We start from the raw sequence: 15,243 nt of genomic DNA on the forward strand, positions 1-15,243 counted from the left end.
AAAATGGATTTGCCACTTTGCAAATGGAGTGGGTATACTATGAAAGAGTACATACATGGAGGGAAAATCAATGATTAATAAACAAAGATTGCTTGATGAATTTTTGGAATTAGTGCAAATCGATTCTGAAACAAAACATGAAACAGAAATCTCTAAAGTATTGAAAGAGAAATTTTCTTCTCTTGGCGTAGAAGTGTATGAAGATGATGCTGCAGCCAAGACAGGATTCGGAGCGGGCAACCTGATTTGTACGCTGCCGGCTACAAAAGAAGGAGTAGATACCATCTACTTTACTTCCCATATGGATACAGTAGTCCCTGCGAACGGTGTAAAGCCCTCTATTAAAGATGGGTATGTCGTTTCAGACGGCACTACCATTCTTGGAGCAGACGACAAAACAGGATTAGCATCTATGTTTGAAGCAATCCGCGTCTTGAAAGAACAAAATATCCCTCATGGCAAAATCGAATTCATTATTACAGTGGGTGAGGAGTCAGGTTTGGTTGGTGCCAAGGTACTTGATTCTTCACGCATTACAGCCAAATTTGGCTATGCTTTGGACAGCGACGGCAAAGTAGGGGAAATTGTTGTAGCCGCACCTACGCAAGCTAAAGTGAACGCCATTATTAAAGGGAAGACAGCGCATGCCGGTGTTGCACCTGAAAAGGGTGTAAGTGCTATTACAATTGCAGCTAAAGCGATTGCCAAAATGCCGCTTGGCCGCATTGATGAAGAAACAACTGCTAATATCGGCCGTTTCGAAGGCGGAAAACAAACAAATATCGTATGCGACCATGTTGAAATTTTGGCTGAAGCACGTTCGTTGATCAGTGAAAAGATGGAAGCGCAAGTAAGCAAAATGAAAGAAGCCTTTGAATCTACTGCCAAAGAAATGGGCGGAGAAGCAATTGTGGAAGTTGAAGTTATGTATCCCGGCTTTAAATATGGAGATGGGGACCATGTGGTTGAGGTTGCCAAAAAAGCGGCAGCTAAGATCAACCGTCCTTCTTCCTTGCAGCAAAGCGGCGGCGGAAGCGACGCCAACGTAATTGCTGGCTTTGGCATTCCTACAGTCAACTTGGCTGTTGGATATGAAGATATCCATACAACGAAAGAAAGAATGCCAATTGAAGAATTGGAAAAAGTGGCTGAAATGGTTGTAGCAATTGTTTCAATCGTTGCTGAATAATTTGTATGCTTAGAGCCTGTTCCCAATAGGGAGCAGGCTCTTTATTTTGCTTATTTTGAATCAACTAACGCAATACTGTATTTTTCCATAAACCGTAGAATGGCCTTATATACGGCAATTTCATTTTCCTTCTTGGAAAAACCGTGCCCTTCATCTTCAAGGACCATATATTCAACCGTTTTCCCTTCTTTTCTTAAAGCTTCAACGATTTGGTCGGATTCCTGTTTGACAACTCGTGGATCATTGGCCCCTTGTATAATCAGCATCGGTTTATCCATGCCCTGGATGTAAGTGATCGGCGAGAATTCAATTAGCTTATCCCGGTCTTTTTCAGGGTTTCCGACCCATTGGTCCATGATCGGCTTCCAGTCTTCAGGGACTGAATCGATAAAGGAAAACAGATTCGACGGACCGAATATATCAATGACTGAAGAAAAGTATTCTGCGTGGCGGCCATGAAGCAACAAGGACATATATCCTCCGAAACTTCCGCCCATAAGCACTATCTCGCCTTTTTTTGCATGTCCCTTGTCAATCAGCCATTCTATTCCAGCCAACATGTCCAAACGGGGACCGTTCCCCCAGTCTCCTTCCACCATCTTCATGAATTCGAGGCCATAGCCTGTCGAACCGCGGAAATTTGGGGCAAATAGGCTATATCCTTCATTAAGGAAAAATTGGAACATGGCCCTGAACGTTTCCCTTTCGGCAGCTTGCGGCCCCCCATGCGGCCATACAATCATCCTGCCGGTATCATTCTCTTTTTTTGGCTGAAAGAAAAGTGCTTCAATTTTAAGGCCGTCAAACGAAGGGTAGTGAACAATAGAGGGCGCTGCCAATTCCTCTTCTCGAATGCCTGGTATCCTATGGTTTGTGATTTTTTGCCAGCTGCCATTGTCCCATTTATAGAGATTAGCTGGTTCGGTCGCACTTCTGCCCAGTAAATAAAGTACACCCGACTCGGACACTTTCATTTGAAGGATGGTGCTGCAAGGCTTTTCGATGGCCTCGCCTTTTTTTTCCTGCAGTTGATATTTGTATAAATGATCTTTGACACCTTTTTCGGATGAAATATAGAGGATTTGATTCGTTTGATCGAACGACAATGATTTAAAATCTTCCTGGTCCATCTGATATACTTTTTGGAATGTGCCATTATGTAAATCATACGAAGCAAGATAGGTGAAATCGGCTTGATAGTTCGTCAGGAAATAAATCATGGAATCGGATACAAATAAACCGTCATCTACTGTGTAGGATTCAGTGCTGGAAGGGATCAAACACCTTTCTTTTCCGCCTTTATTCATGAACAAAGAAATATGTGTATTTGAAAACACTTTTAATGTCAGGAAGGCTGTTTCATCCGGGCTTGTGCCCCACAAATAGGTAGCGGTATCACTTCCTTTGAAGACAATCGTTTCTTCTTCTGTTTCCAGATCGATACAATAGCCGTTGAAGAATGTCTGATTTTCTTTGGATGATGTATAATAAAGCCTTTTGCCATCCTTAGAAAAGAAAGGATGCCCGTTTTTTGTTTTTTCCTGATAAACTATTTTCTGCAACTCTCCTCCTTCGGGCGGAAGAGCGTACAACTGGGTATTTTCATCGCCATCTTGATCGAATCCGGCGATGAGGAAGCGGCCGTTGGGATCATAAGCCAAGCATTGGCAGACCTGATTGATGGATGTAAGCGGATAGGGATAGCTGTTTGGAAGGTCCATTGCCCATAGGTTATAATGGTTATTCATATTTGTGGAGAATACGAGCTGTTTTTCATCCTTGCTGATTGTGAAGCTATTAATATTGATTCCCTTTAAGTATTGTTCTGCATGTGGTTTCGGAAACGTGATCATTTAACATCTTCCTTTCGATTGTATAATGTTATTACTTACAAATCGTTAAATGAGGTTCAAGCAGTTTCTTGTGCTGATGACTCAATTCGATGAGACGGAATGTACCTGCTTTGATGTCACGCAGGATTTTATTCGCTTCATTCCGTGCCAATTGATATTGCTTCTTGTCGATAGTTCCCTCAGCTAATGCTTCCTCCAATTCATCTTCATCGACAAGCATAATTTCCCCATCTGGAAAAACGATGATATCAAGATATAAATCGTCCATATAAGGGATGTCCTTTTCAGAACCGATTGATTGGCAAATATCGATATACCATTGGATGACATCGCCATTTTCATTGTACATCGTTGTCGCTGCGTGATTTTTATCGTTTGGGAACAGCTGTAGCCATTGATAGCCATTATCGGCAATACAGACGGTTCTTTGCTGTTGATTGACGATCAGCGGTTCAGTCACAGAATGTAGTTGAATCAATGAGGAATAGCCGGAAAATGCGTCTGTTTCATAATAGGCTTGTGCATAGCTTTTTTTCAAAATGCGCCTCCAGTCAGGCCTGTTTCCAAATCTTCTTTTAATCATGATTCCCTCCTTTAAAGACGATCTGCCGGATTCTCCTGATTATGGGGGTGTATACAGTGAGGAGTAAATATCTGAAGATTCGCAATTAAATAGTACCATATTTTTCAAAATGAATATAGAAATTCCAACCATAATGAAAATGAATACATATGTTCGTTTTTTTGATACAATGATTCTAACTTATTTTGATGGGAGGTGGCAGGATGAAAAGTATGTATCCAACAAAAGGCCGCGTCATTTTACATGTTGATATGAATAGCTTTTATGCATCCGTCGAGGCCACCTTCAATCCGGAGCTGATCGGAAAGCCTTTAGCGATTGCCGGAAATCCGGAAGAAAGAAGAGGCATTGTCGTGACTTGCAGCTATGAAGCGCGTAAATATGGGATCAAAACAACGATGCCCCTTTGGGAAGCCAAAAAACTCTGCCCTGGCCTCATTGTCATGAAGCCTGATTTCGAAAAATACAGAAACGCTTCCAAAGGTATCTTTGAGCTTTTGCGTTCATACACGACTTTGGTGGAGCCTGTCTCAATCGATGAAGGGTACATGGATATTACAGAATGCGAGCATCTCGGCTCTCCCATCCAGATTGCTGAAAGCATCCAAAGAAGAATTTATGAAACAATGGGTTTGCCCTGCAGTGTGGGGATCGCGCCCAATAAGTTCCTGGCCAAAACGGCTTCGGACATGAAGAAGCCCATGGGAATTACCATCCTAAGAAAACGGGATGTCCCTGTTGTCCTTTGGCCGCTGCCGACAGGTGACATGCATGGAATAGGGGATAAAACGGCACAAAAGCTTACAACAATCGGCATAAAGACTATAGGAGACCTCGCTCATGCCAATGAACTCCAATTGAAAAAACTGCTGGGAATAAACGGATTGAAACTGAAGGACAAGGCAAATGGCATCCACATGTCGCCTGTTGATCCGGAATCTATCTTCGACCATAAATCTGTAGGGAATTCCACAACACTGCCAAGAGATGTAAACAATCAAAGAGACCTGCTGAAAATCATCGATATGTTGTCCGCCAAGGTTTCCGCCCGTTTAAAAAATAAGCAGCTTCTTGGCACTAAGATAGGCATCACAATCCGTTACCAAGATAGAAGAACCATTACACGCAGCCAAACTATGCAGAATCCTTTTGTTGAACACGCCGATATTTATCAAAAGGCCCAAGCTCTATTCAAGAAGCATTGGAATGGGGATGCGGTCCGGTTATTGGGAGTAACGGCATATGATGTGGTAGAAAAACAATTGGCAATCAAACAATTAGACCTCTTTTCATTTGAACAGGATGCCAAGCAGGAGCCTTTGCTAAAAACGGTGGAGGAGCTGAAAAGGAAGTATGGGAATGATATTTTTTTGAAGACATCCGATAAAGGATTGGATCATAAAAAGATGGCTGAAACTAGTTTCAGCAAGGATGTTTTCGATGATTTTATGAAATAATGAGTAATGTATGATTTACGGAGCGAAATGGTATAGAATAAATGTATGTTAATGGTTGCACAAATTCATTACCATTGGTACAGTAAATAATTGAATAAATACACATATGCTTTACAGAAAGGACGTAACGATATGCAACAAATTGGTGTTATTGGTCTCGCTGTAATGGGGAAAAATCTGGCGTTTAACATTGAAAGCAGAGGATATTCTGTATCTGTTTTCAACCGCTCCCGTGAAAAGACAGACGAAATGATGAAAGAATCCAAAGGTAAGAAAATTGTCCCTACATATACGATTGAAGAATTCATTCAATCATTGGAGAAGCCCCGTAAAATCTTGTTGATGGTCAAAGCAGGCGCTGCCACTGATGCGACGATCCAACAGATCAAACCTCTCCTTGATAAGGGCGATATTGTCATCGATGGAGGGAATACATTCTTTGAGGACACTGTCCGACGCAACAAGGAGCTTAGCGAAGCAGGCATCAACTTCATCGGCACAGGCGTTTCCGGCGGCGAAGAAGGCGCATTGAAAGGCCCATCAATCATGCCTGGCGGCCAAAAAGAAGCGTATGAACTGGTGGCCCCTATTTTCAAAGAAATTTCCGCCAAGGTAGAAGGGGATGCTTGCACAACATATATTGGGCCGGATGGCGCTGGCCATTATGTGAAGATGGTCCATAACGGAATCGAATATGGAGATATGCAATTGATTTCTGAATCTTACTTCTTGTTGAAAAATGTATTGAATCTTTCTGCGGAAGAGTTGCACGAAGTATTTGCTGATTGGAATAAAGGCGAACTGGATAGCTACTTGATCGAAATCACAGCAGATATCTTCAAGAAATACGACGATGAAACGGGCAAGCCGATGGTTGACGTAATTCTCGACCGTGCAGGCCAAAAAGGAACCGGTAAATGGACTAGCCAAAGTGCGCTAGATTTAGGTGTGCCGCTTCCGATCATTACGGAATCTGTATTTGCCCGTTTCCTATCTGCCATGAAGGACGAGCGTGTTGCAGCCAGCAAAGTTCTTTCCGGTCCATCTCCAAAAGAGTTTAATGGAGATAAAAAGGCTTTGATTGAATCAGTGCGCAAAGCATTATTCATGAGTAAAATCTGTTCATATGCGCAAGGCTTTGCCCAAATGCGTTCAGCTTCAGAAGAATTCAATTGGGATTTGAAATATGGCGAAATAGCCATGATTTTCCGCGGAGGCTGCATTATCCGCGCCGGTTTCCTTCAAAGCATCAAGGATGCTTATGACCGTGATCCTGAATTGAAAAATCTATTGCTTGATCCATACTTTAAGAACATTGTTGAGCAATACCAGACTTCTCTCCGTGAAGTAATTGCGTTAGCAGTTATGAATGGCGTGCCGGTTCCTTGCTTCTCGGCAGCTCTTTCATATTATGACAGCTACCGTTCTGAACGTCTGCCGGCAAACTTGCTGCAAGCCCAACGCGACTACTTCGGTGCGCATACGTATGAACGTGTTGATAAAGAAGGTACTTACCATACTGAATGGATGAAATAAATAAATAGCGAAAAAACCGCGGGATGCATAAACCGCGGTTTTTTTATGTGTTGGGTAATCGGGAGTGCTGATTTTTTGTAGGCATTAATGATATGATAATGAAATAGTTAAAATATGGGTTGGGCGGCAAAGAGATATTTTACGGATACAATTCCCTCTATTCGGAAAGGAGAAAGCCGTTATGAATGAATTAGCAATAAGCCAGTTAAGTGAACAATTAACGGATCGGTTATATCAGCGTTTCCCAGAACTTGAGAGCAGGTATGGGGAAGAGGGACGGCAGAAATGTGTGGAGGATAATAAACACCATTACAGGCATTTGTCGACAGCTTTTGCAATGAAGGACAAGGCTATATTTACCCAATATAGTGAGTGGCTGAATGGTATTTTATCAGCGAGAGGTATGGAAACAGTATATTTAAAAGAAAATTTTCGTTTAATGGAAAAACGGTTTGAAGACCAACACATTGATGACACGAATGGAGAGAATTTGTTTTATATAAAGTGCTTGCGAGAGAGCATCGAACAATTGGAGATTTTGGAACATTCTCTTTAAAAGGGAGGTTTTTGCATGACTGCAATCAATCCGCAGGAATTTGCTCAAATTCTATTATCGGGAGATCAGGACAAAGCTTTTGACGCAATAGTAAAAGGCAGACCAATGAAAATAATTGATATTTGTGAAAAGATCATCACCCCTGCATTACGGCATATAGGCCTATTATGGGAACAAAACAAAATCAGTGTGGCAGATGAGCATGTGGCAACTGCTATTTGCGATTATATTCTTACTAGATTTCATCCGGATCAGCTCCAGAAAAATGAAAAGAAAGCTCTAGTATTATGCTTGGAGGGAGAGAATCATTATATTGGAGCGAAAATGGCTTCGCTTCTATTTGTGGAGAATGGGTGGAAAACGAGGTATATGGGACCCAATATGCCTATCAATTATTTGCTGGACTATGCTAATCAATTGGAACCGGATGTGATTTGTCTGTCTGTGACTATGGCCTATCATCTGCCTTCTCTTCCTTCTTATATTTCATCATTATCATTGCTTCCTTCCACACCTTCTATAATTATAGGGGGCCGGCTATCTCATATGCTTGATTTGAACGGATATGGTTTAGAGCCTGGCCATGTGGTGGAGGACCTTTATCAGCTCGAAGAGTGGATATCAAATCAAACGGCAGGGGTCCGATTAAATGTTTAATCGGGACATCATGGATCTGCCTATTGCATATATTAAATCGACAGAACAAGGGGAAATCTTATATTGCTCATCTATTGCCAAACGGACTATTGCCAGAAAAGCCGAATGTATGGATGAGTTCCTTGATGAAGGCAGTTTAGAGAAGTATAAAATGTTTATAAAGAATAGGCATGAAGGGAATATGGAGGTAAACATCCGTAAGGGTTCCTACATTATAGAACTGTATGATGTATATATTTCATACAGCGGCGATTGTATCCACCATTGTTTTATTCCAGTAAATGGTCATTTAGGGAAATTGGAAAATCAATTACTTTCCATCAGTAAAAGGCTTCAAGAAACAGATTTGGATTTATTCAAAAAGAAAGAAGAATTAGAAGATACATTATATAAACTGGATGAATTGTCCGGTCCGTTTATCCCATTATCAACTCGATTTGCCCTTATTCCTATTTTTGGTGATATAAATGAACGGAAAATGAAGAATATCTCTTGCCACGTCTGCAATCGTCTTTACGAAGGGGAATTTCGATCGATTGCATTTGATTTTTCCGCAACAGGGATCATTTCGGCAGAAGGCATTATTTTGATTGATCAGCTATTGCAATTGGTCTTGCTGATGGATGATGAAACTGATATTTATCTTGTCGGCCTAAATAATGACCATGTGAAAAAGTGGCATACATATCCTATACATGACAGAGTACACCATCTCTCTTCATTCAGTTTACTCTTAGATCAATAATTGCTATTCTAATATAGTTATATATAATTATAAGAATGGTCCCTTTCATGTGATGTTTTTATTGATAGGGTGGAGGGAAAAGAGAAGGAAACCTTGAAGGAGTGTTAAGGAATGAAAGTAGCGATAAGTGCCGGCGCTCTTTTCGCTTTTTATGTTCTGGTGGAAACGACTGTTTCGATTTTTTTAAACAGAGCTAAAAGAAAGCTGGTTAAAAGCCAATCAGACGATAAGATAGTTGGAAAACAGGAATAGAAAAAGGATGCCGGTCTGGGACTGGCATCCTTTTTTAATGGGTTCATGTTGTGGAGTTTCAGACGTTCATCGAGTTTATAAGCGCTCTTCGCTTTTCACTGTCCAGCTGCGAGCGCCATCCCCTCGAGGTCTTAAGCCGTGCCGCTGTCAAAGGCGAAGGGCAGCCTTTGTCAGAGCCCCGTCTTAAGCTTGTCGGGGATAACCGGCGCTCTTCGCTTTTCACTGTCCAGCTGCGAGCGCCATCCCCTCGAGGTCTTAAGCCGTGCCGCTGTCAAAGGCGAAGGGCGGCCTTTGTCAGAGCCTCGTCTTAAGCTTGTCGGGGATAACCGGCGCTCTTCGCTTTTCACTGTCCAGCTGCGAGCGCCATCCCCTCGAGGTCTTAAGCCGTGCCGCTGTCAAAGGCGAAGGGCGGCCTTTGTCAGAGCCCCGTCTTAAGCTTGTCGGGGATAACCGGCGCTCTTCGCTTTTCTTCTTAATCGCAGCTTTCGATTTCGAAGTCTTCGATTGGCCACCAGATGTTTCGGTCTTTCTCTAAAAGCTCATCGGCTTTTTTAGGTCCCATTGTTCCTGATTCATAGTTAGGAAAGTCGGGTTCGGTGTTTTGCTTCCAAATACGGGAGATGTTATCGACGAATTTCCAAGATAACGCTACTTCGTCCCAGTGTGTAAAGTTGGTGGCATCACCTAGCATGCTATCGAATAAAAGTTTTTCATACGCTTCTGGCGTATTCATTTTATCGCTGCTTTTATTGCAATAATTCAATCTGATCGGCGTAGTGCCTTGTTTGCCGGATTTTTTAACATTCAAGTGCAAAGTGACTCCTTCATCTGGCTGGATATGGATGACCAGCAGATTAGGGTTCAATTCTTCTTGAGGATTATAGTACAGGTTCATTGGAATATCTTTAAACTGTACAACAATCTTAGTCGATTTTGTGGTCATTCTTTTACCGGTTCTAATATAAAACGGAACGCCCGCCCAGCGGAAGTTATCGATCATTAGCTTTCCGGCAACATACGTATCAGTATTGGATTCAGGGTCGACCATCGGTTCTTCGCGGTAGGACGGAAGCGGTTCGCCATCCATCGTTCCTGGTCCGTATTGCCCTCTAACAAAGTTTTCCTTCAATTGCTCTTCGTTATAATGGCGGAGGGAACGGAGAACACGCACTTTTTCACTTCTGATTTCCTCCGTCGTAAGGCTGATTGGCGGCTCCATAGCCAGCAAGGCAAGCATTTGCAGCATATGGTTTTGGAACATGTCCTTTAAAGCGCCGCTTTTATCGTAATAGCGTCCACGCTCTTCAACGCCCAACGTTTCACTTGATGTAATTTGGATGTTGGATATGTAGCGGTTATTCCATAATGGCTCAAATAGGGCATTTGAAAAGCGGATTACTTCAATGTTCTGTACCATTTCTTTTCCTAAGTAATGGTCAATCCGGTAGATTTCATCCTCTTCGAACGAATTGCGGATCATATTGTTCAATTCCTGCGCAGATTCAAAGTCATGGCCGAAAGGTTTCTCGATTACTACTCGTTTATAACCATTTGTGTCTGTCAACCCTCCTGATTTCAGATGATCTGTGATCACGCCAAAGAATTCAGGGGCCATGGCCAAATAGAATAGGCGGTTGCCCTGCAACTCGTATTTTTCATCCATTTGTTCGGCTAGTTTTTTTAGTTCCGCATAGGATTCCGTATTGGAAACATCATGGGAATGATAAATGAAGTGTGTTGCGAATTGCTGTAATTCTTCCTGCGGTACAGTGCCAAGCGCCGATTGGACAGATTCTTTTATATTCTCTTGGAACTGCTCTTGTGTGAGCGGTCTTCTTGCTACGCCGATGACGGCAAAATGTTCATCGATTTTTCCTTTTCTATATAAGCGGAACAGGGAAGGATATAACTTGCGCATTGCAAGATCCCCAGTCGCACCGAATAGCATAAGTAAAGATGTTGGTGGCTGTTTAGTATTCAAATTAAGTCCTCTTTTCTTCAAAAATGGCTGAATGAATGGCTCAATAAGGAATGATTCCATGTCCGTTTTTTCACTCATTAAAGGTTGGATGTGAAACATTTCACTCATATTATATCGCTTTGTCGGCAGAAAAGAAATTTACATCCCTTAACTTTTCTTTGCTACAATGAAATTAATGAGGAAAAGGAAGCAGGTATGCTTTTAAATTGGGTATGAAAGCTTAATTTATCCTATATTAGGCAATAGTGGATACTAATGAAACCGTTAAACAGGGTCAGGGGGACTAATCGTGAATTTTGTATGTTTAGGAACGGGAGCGGGAGTTCCTTCCAAAATGCGCAATGTCTCTTCAGTAGCATTGCAACTATTAGAAGAACGGAAAGCGGTTTGGCTGTTTGATTGCGGGGAAGCAACGCAGCATCAAATTCTACGCACTCACGTGAAAATAAGCAAAATAGAAAAAATATTTATTACCCATTTGCATGGCGACCATATTTATGGATTGCCGGGACTGCTCAGTTCCAGATCGTTCCAGGGAGGGACGAATGAGTGTACAGTATACGGCCCAAAAGGAATAAAGGATTATATTATGACTTCGCTGAAAGTCAGCGGCACCCATTTGAAATATCATTTGATCGTCGAAGAAATTGAAGAAGGCGTCATTTTTGAAGATGAAACTTTTTCAGTGGAGGCAGGAAAGTTGGAGCACGGCCTTGAATGCTTCGGCTACCGGATTGTGGAGAAAGATAAACCAGGTGAACTGCAAGTAGACAGCCTTAAACAATTGGGCATTAAACCCGGGCCTATATACCGTTCCATCAAGAATGGTGAAAAGGTTCAATTGGACGATGGAACCATCCTGGACGGCAGGGATTTTGTCGGGGAACCGAAAAAAGGGAGGATTATTACTATCCTTGGCGATACACGGACATGCCCGAATACAAAAAGGCTTGCTGAAAATAGTGATTATCTACTGCATGAGGCGACTTTCTCTGCTGAAAATGGCGAAATGGCACGGGAGTTTTTCCATTCGACCACTGCGCAGGCAGCCGAGACGGCAAAAGCGGCAAACGTTAGACAATTGATTCTGACACATATTAGTTCCCGCTATTTGCCGGACGAGATCCCGTCGCTGCTTGAAGAAGCGAAACGTATTTTTCCATGCACAATCATTGCAGAAGATTTTTTGAAAATGGAATTAGAAGCCAAATGATGAAAAGAGCGTTCAATTAATTGAGCGCTCTTTTCTGTTTGATCATATGTAAGTGCGAACAAGGCTTTCAAGGCAGTCGATGAAGAGAGGGTCATCATTTGCTGCCGCTAAGTAGTGGTAGTTTTTTCCGCCAGCTTTCATAAAGATTTCCCGATGTTCTTCCTCTAATTCCTCCAACGTTTCCAAGCAATCGGCCGTAAACGCAGGCGCCATGATCTGGACATGCGTTTTTCCTTGCGATGCCAATGATGTCAATACATCGTTTGTGGAGGGGGCCAGCCATGGTTCTTTGCCGAATTTGCTTTGAAAGCTTTCGGCCACCTCATAATCAGGCAGCCTTTTCCTTAAAGCCTCTGTTGTCTTTCGGCAGCGCAATGGATAGTCATCGCCTTCATCTGCATATCTTTGGGGAATGCCATGATACGAGAGAATCAATGTATCCGGTTTGCCATTTTCGGTACTGCATGTTTTTACACGCTTCTCTAATAAGTCGATGAAATGCGGATCGTCCGGAAAATCACGAATCATACACATTTCAGGCAAGCTTTTGCCTTTTTGAAGGAAGCTGTACACTGAATCGAATATAGATGCTGTGGTTGTCGACGAATACTGCGGGAAGAGCGGGAGAACAACCAATTTTTCCATTCCCCATTCTTGCAGCTTCTGTAATTGGGAGGGGATGGAAGGTTCCCCGTAATTCATGGCGAGAGCGACGTTTATATTTTTGCCGCCAATCCGTTTCTCTAGCAAATCCCGTTGCTTTAAGCTGTAATGCATGATAGGCGATCCATGAGATGTCCATATTCTGTGATAAAGAGCAGCTGATTTTTGGGGACGCGAACGTAAAATGATGCCATGGAGTATCGGCATCCACTTCCAGCGAGGTGCATCAATAACCCTAGGATCACTCAGGAATTCCTGTAAATATTTTTTTACATCACGGGTCTCTGGGCTAGCCGGAGTGCCGAGATTTACAAGTAAAATAGCAGTTTTCTTCATGGCAGTTTCCTCACTTAATCGGTACTTACTGTTATTTTATAATAATAAGTGAGTTGATTAGGGATGAAATATTGTTTCTTTGTGACGAAGAGAGGAAGATAGTTGAAAGCAAAAAAGCTTGCAGACAATGGCTGCAAGCGCTAAAGAACCAATTATGTATGGTTTTTTTTGATTCGGTTATTCATGGACCATTTTTTTCTCATCAAGCATATATCCGTATTTTCGATCAACTACCTTTTTCGCGAAGATGGTTATGAACGATAGACCTAAAAATAAGGCTCCTGCCGGTGCGGACAGGATCATAAGCAGACTGGATAAACTGATTAGCGTCAAAGCATAATAGAATGTGTTTTGCAGCATATGCTATCCCTCCGTTTCTCATTTTCTATTACTATCTATTCTACTAGATAAATATGACAAAATATGTACTAAAATCTTAAGAGTTTATTAAGGTTGTAAAAGAAGGCAGAGAAAACCAGACCGCTGTAAAAGTGGTTAAGGATGAAAAAAAGCAGGATTAACCTCTATATATAGCAATATAAAAGGAGCCCATAATCTGGATGTTGTAAGATTACGGACTCCTTTGTCATTAAATTTCAGCCTTTTTCAGTGCCCTCCATAAAGATAGGGGGCTATTTCTGCTTAATAGCCTGCGATCGAATAAAAGGATTTTACATCATATCCTTTGTTTTGATAGTAATCAAGGATTCCCGCAAAAATAGCATTCGCCGCTTTTGTGCGGTACTCGGGTTTGCTTAATTTGGCGTAATCATCTTTGTTGTCTAGGAATCCTAATTCTGTTAGAATCGCCGGCATTGTATTTTCGCGGAGAACATGCAAATCTCCTTTTTTCACATTTCGGTCCCTCATATCCAATGCAGATACTAAGCGGTCTTGGACGAATTTCGCCAACGATTTACTCTCAGATACATTGGGATTGGCAGCGCTTGAATAGTAAAAGGATTCTGTGCCTGTACCTTTACCTTTGTTCTTAACATCCGATGCGTTGCAATGGATACTTACGAAGATATTCGCCTTTTCTTGTTGAGCAAAATTTACTCGATCTCCTAATGAAGGATATACATCGGATTCACGTGTCAATTTTACATTAAACGGAGTTTGTGAGAATAACGTTTTCAAACGAAGGGTTACTTCTAATGTAACATCTTTCTCCCTTATTCCATTTAAACCTATGTTGCCAGGATCTTTTCCGCCATGCCCTGCATCAAGCACGATCGTCTGGGAAGCCAAAGGCCCTGTCGGACTGCCATTGTCTGATGTATCATCGCTGCTTCCTCCGGCTGAAGGAAGCTGGGAATCAGATAGGTACGTAGAGGAGACAAAACCGGTTAAACCTGTATCTGATTTCACCAGAGCCCATGTTCCAACCTTGTAACCTACATTTACTCTCGTTTGATTCGGCAGGTTGCCGATAGATGCATAGTTTGCATTTGGCCCTTTACGGACATTCAATGCATTCGTATTTACATATTTTACTTGATTGTAGGATACACTTGGATTCGTACGGAGTTCCGAATTGATGGCTCTGGCCAGGAAGGTTGCTGTTGTGGCCCGGTCGCTTTTTTGGTCGAATCCGAACGTACCATCAGCGAGGCCCGCATCAATTCCTCTTGTAATCAATGCTTTTGCTGCTCCAGAAGAAGAATTGCCGAAGCTATAGTCAAACGCTTTACAAATCATGATGGCCATTTCTCCTCTTGTGACATACCCATTCGGTTTGAATGTTTTGTCATTATAGCCGGAAATGATCTTTCGGTCGACTGCCGATTGGATAAACCCAGATGCAAAATTTTTGCTTCCCACGTCTTTAAAGGATGTCACTCTCTGCTTCCCATCCAAATTCAATGCCCGTCCAACCATAGCAATGGCTTCTGCCCTTGTTACGCTGGATTTTGGGTTAAAGTGCCCGCTTGTGTCACCGCTGACAATTTTTCCTTGGGCAAGGTATGTAATTTCGTTATACGCCGCATGGCTCGCCGGTATGTCAGAGAATATCTCTGCCGCTTTTGTGGCGCTATGGCCGTACAAAAGGATACCCGAGGCAATGACCGCTAAGCTTAGACAAAGTTTTAATACAGCCTTCATTCCATTTGTTACCTCCCTATTTCTTTCATTACTTCCAATATTATCATATTTTCGACGGTATCTTGTCTATTTTTTCAATTCTTTCTTTTTTTGTCGTTTTATGAAAACTAGGGCGG

At 42.2% G+C, this 15,243-nt stretch carries 14 protein-coding genes; 8 read left to right on the plus strand and 6 right to left on the minus strand.

From position 1 onward, the window contains the following. Nucleotides 1-70: 70 nt before the first annotated feature. Entirely contained in the window at nucleotides 71-1,189 is a 1,119-nt protein-coding gene (locus ABC357_RS04825; protein WP_412886409.1) for a M20/M25/M40 family metallo-hydrolase, read from the plus strand. Between the two features lie 50 nt (nucleotides 1,190-1,239). Here the strand turns inward: ABC357_RS04825 and ABC357_RS04830 are convergent, their stop codons facing one another. Beyond that, on the minus strand, nucleotides 1,240-3,042 hold the full coding sequence (locus ABC357_RS04830; RefSeq protein ID WP_412886410.1) for a S9 family peptidase: 1,803 nt from the start codon (nucleotides 3,040-3,042) through the stop codon (nucleotides 1,240-1,242). Nucleotides 3,043-3,073: 31 nt separating this feature from the next. Beyond that, nucleotides 3,074-3,625 carry a ribonuclease FAU-1 family protein gene (locus tag ABC357_RS04835; protein ID WP_412886411.1) on the minus strand — a complete coding sequence of 184 codons (552 nt, stop codon included), beginning with the start codon at nucleotides 3,623-3,625 and terminating at the stop codon, nucleotides 3,074-3,076. A gap of 203 nt (nucleotides 3,626-3,828) precedes the next feature. Here ABC357_RS04835 and ABC357_RS04840 point away from each other — a divergent pair, with 203 nt between their 5' ends. From ABC357_RS04840 to ABC357_RS04865, 6 genes are all read left to right on the plus strand, one after another. After that, entirely contained in the window at nucleotides 3,829-5,082 is a 1,254-nt protein-coding gene (locus ABC357_RS04840; RefSeq protein WP_412886412.1) for a DNA polymerase IV, read from the plus strand. Between the two features lie 132 nt (nucleotides 5,083-5,214). Further along, complete coding sequence (gndA, locus tag ABC357_RS04845; protein WP_412886413.1) at nucleotides 5,215-6,618, plus strand: NADP-dependent phosphogluconate dehydrogenase; 1,404 nt, start codon at nucleotides 5,215-5,217, stop codon at nucleotides 6,616-6,618. Nucleotides 6,619-6,799: 181 nt separating this feature from the next. Next, a complete protein-coding gene (locus ABC357_RS04850) occupies nucleotides 6,800-7,174 on the plus strand; it encodes a hypothetical protein (RefSeq protein WP_412886414.1) in 375 nt (124 codons plus the stop codon). A 15-nt stretch (nucleotides 7,175-7,189) separates the two neighbouring features. Then, nucleotides 7,190-7,831, plus strand: coding sequence for a cobalamin B12-binding domain-containing protein (locus ABC357_RS04855; protein WP_412886415.1), 642 nt, complete (start codon nucleotides 7,190-7,192; stop codon nucleotides 7,829-7,831). After that, nucleotides 7,824-8,576, plus strand: coding sequence for an STAS domain-containing protein (locus ABC357_RS04860; protein ID WP_412886416.1), 753 nt, complete (start codon nucleotides 7,824-7,826; stop codon nucleotides 8,574-8,576). Before ABC357_RS04855 ends, ABC357_RS04860 begins: the two co-directional genes overlap by 8 nt. Nucleotides 8,577-8,687: 111 nt before the next feature. Then, nucleotides 8,688-8,828: a hypothetical protein gene (locus ABC357_RS04865; protein WP_412886417.1), complete on the plus strand. Its 141-nt coding sequence runs from the start codon at nucleotides 8,688-8,690 to the stop codon at nucleotides 8,826-8,828. 472 nt (nucleotides 8,829-9,300) lie between these two features. Here ABC357_RS04865 and zwf read toward each other — a convergent pair whose 3' ends face one another. Then, nucleotides 9,301-10,809, minus strand: coding sequence for a glucose-6-phosphate dehydrogenase (gene zwf, locus ABC357_RS04870; protein WP_412886418.1), 1,509 nt, complete (start codon nucleotides 10,807-10,809; stop codon nucleotides 9,301-9,303). Nucleotides 10,810-11,098: 289 nt separating this feature from the next. On the opposite strand from zwf, the gene rnz reads away from it, so the two are divergent. After that, on the plus strand, nucleotides 11,099-12,022 hold the full coding sequence (gene rnz / locus ABC357_RS04875) for a ribonuclease Z (protein ID WP_412886419.1): 924 nt from the start codon (nucleotides 11,099-11,101) through the stop codon (nucleotides 12,020-12,022). 42 nt (nucleotides 12,023-12,064) lie between these two features. Here rnz and hemH read toward each other — a convergent pair whose 3' ends face one another. From hemH to ABC357_RS04890, 3 genes are all read right to left on the minus strand, one after another. Next, nucleotides 12,065-13,021: a ferrochelatase gene (gene hemH / locus ABC357_RS04880; protein ID WP_412886420.1), complete on the minus strand. Its 957-nt coding sequence runs from the start codon at nucleotides 13,019-13,021 to the stop codon at nucleotides 12,065-12,067. A 177-nt stretch (nucleotides 13,022-13,198) separates the two neighbouring features. After that, the gene (locus ABC357_RS04885; protein WP_412886421.1) at nucleotides 13,199-13,381 is read right to left on the minus strand and encodes a hypothetical protein; all 183 of its coding nucleotides are present in this window, start codon (nucleotides 13,379-13,381) and stop codon (nucleotides 13,199-13,201) included. Between the two features lie 282 nt (nucleotides 13,382-13,663). Beyond that, on the minus strand, nucleotides 13,664-15,127 hold the full coding sequence (locus ABC357_RS04890) for an N-acetylmuramoyl-L-alanine amidase (RefSeq protein WP_412886422.1): 1,464 nt from the start codon (nucleotides 15,125-15,127) through the stop codon (nucleotides 13,664-13,666). Between the last annotated feature and the right edge of the window lie 116 nt (nucleotides 15,128-15,243).

Origin of the sequence: Bacillus kalamii (genome assembly GCF_047238185.1) — a bacterium.
Classification (GTDB): Bacteria; Bacillota; Bacilli; order Bacillales; family DSM-1321; genus Bacillus_AD.

Bases quoted from the DNA above. Each gene is read 5' to 3' on its own strand.
- ABC357_RS04825 (WP_412886409.1), top strand. From the start codon at position 71: ATGATTAATAAACAAAGATTGCTTGATGAATTTTTGGAATTAGTGCAA.
- ABC357_RS04830 (WP_412886410.1), bottom strand. From the start codon at position 3,042: ATGATCACGTTTCCGAAACCACATGCAGAACAATACTTAAAGGGAATC.
- ABC357_RS04835 (WP_412886411.1), bottom strand. From the start codon at position 3,625: ATGATTAAAAGAAGATTTGGAAACAGGCCTGACTGGAGGCGCATTTTG.
- ABC357_RS04840 (WP_412886412.1), top strand. From the start codon at position 3,829: ATGAAAAGTATGTATCCAACAAAAGGCCGCGTCATTTTACATGTTGAT.
- gndA (WP_412886413.1), top strand. From the start codon at position 5,215: ATGCAACAAATTGGTGTTATTGGTCTCGCTGTAATGGGGAAAAATCTG.
- ABC357_RS04850 (WP_412886414.1), top strand. From the start codon at position 6,800: ATGAATGAATTAGCAATAAGCCAGTTAAGTGAACAATTAACGGATCGG.
- ABC357_RS04855 (WP_412886415.1), top strand. From the start codon at position 7,190: ATGACTGCAATCAATCCGCAGGAATTTGCTCAAATTCTATTATCGGGA.
- ABC357_RS04860 (WP_412886416.1), top strand. From the start codon at position 7,824: ATGTTTAATCGGGACATCATGGATCTGCCTATTGCATATATTAAATCG.
- ABC357_RS04865 (WP_412886417.1), top strand. From the start codon at position 8,688: ATGAAAGTAGCGATAAGTGCCGGCGCTCTTTTCGCTTTTTATGTTCTG.
- hemH (WP_412886420.1), bottom strand. From the start codon at position 13,021: ATGAAGAAAACTGCTATTTTACTTGTAAATCTCGGCACTCCGGCTAGC.
- ABC357_RS04885 (WP_412886421.1), bottom strand. From the start codon at position 13,381: ATGCTGCAAAACACATTCTATTATGCTTTGACGCTAATCAGTTTATCC.
- ABC357_RS04890 (WP_412886422.1), bottom strand. From the start codon at position 15,127: ATGAAGGCTGTATTAAAACTTTGTCTAAGCTTAGCGGTCATTGCCTCG.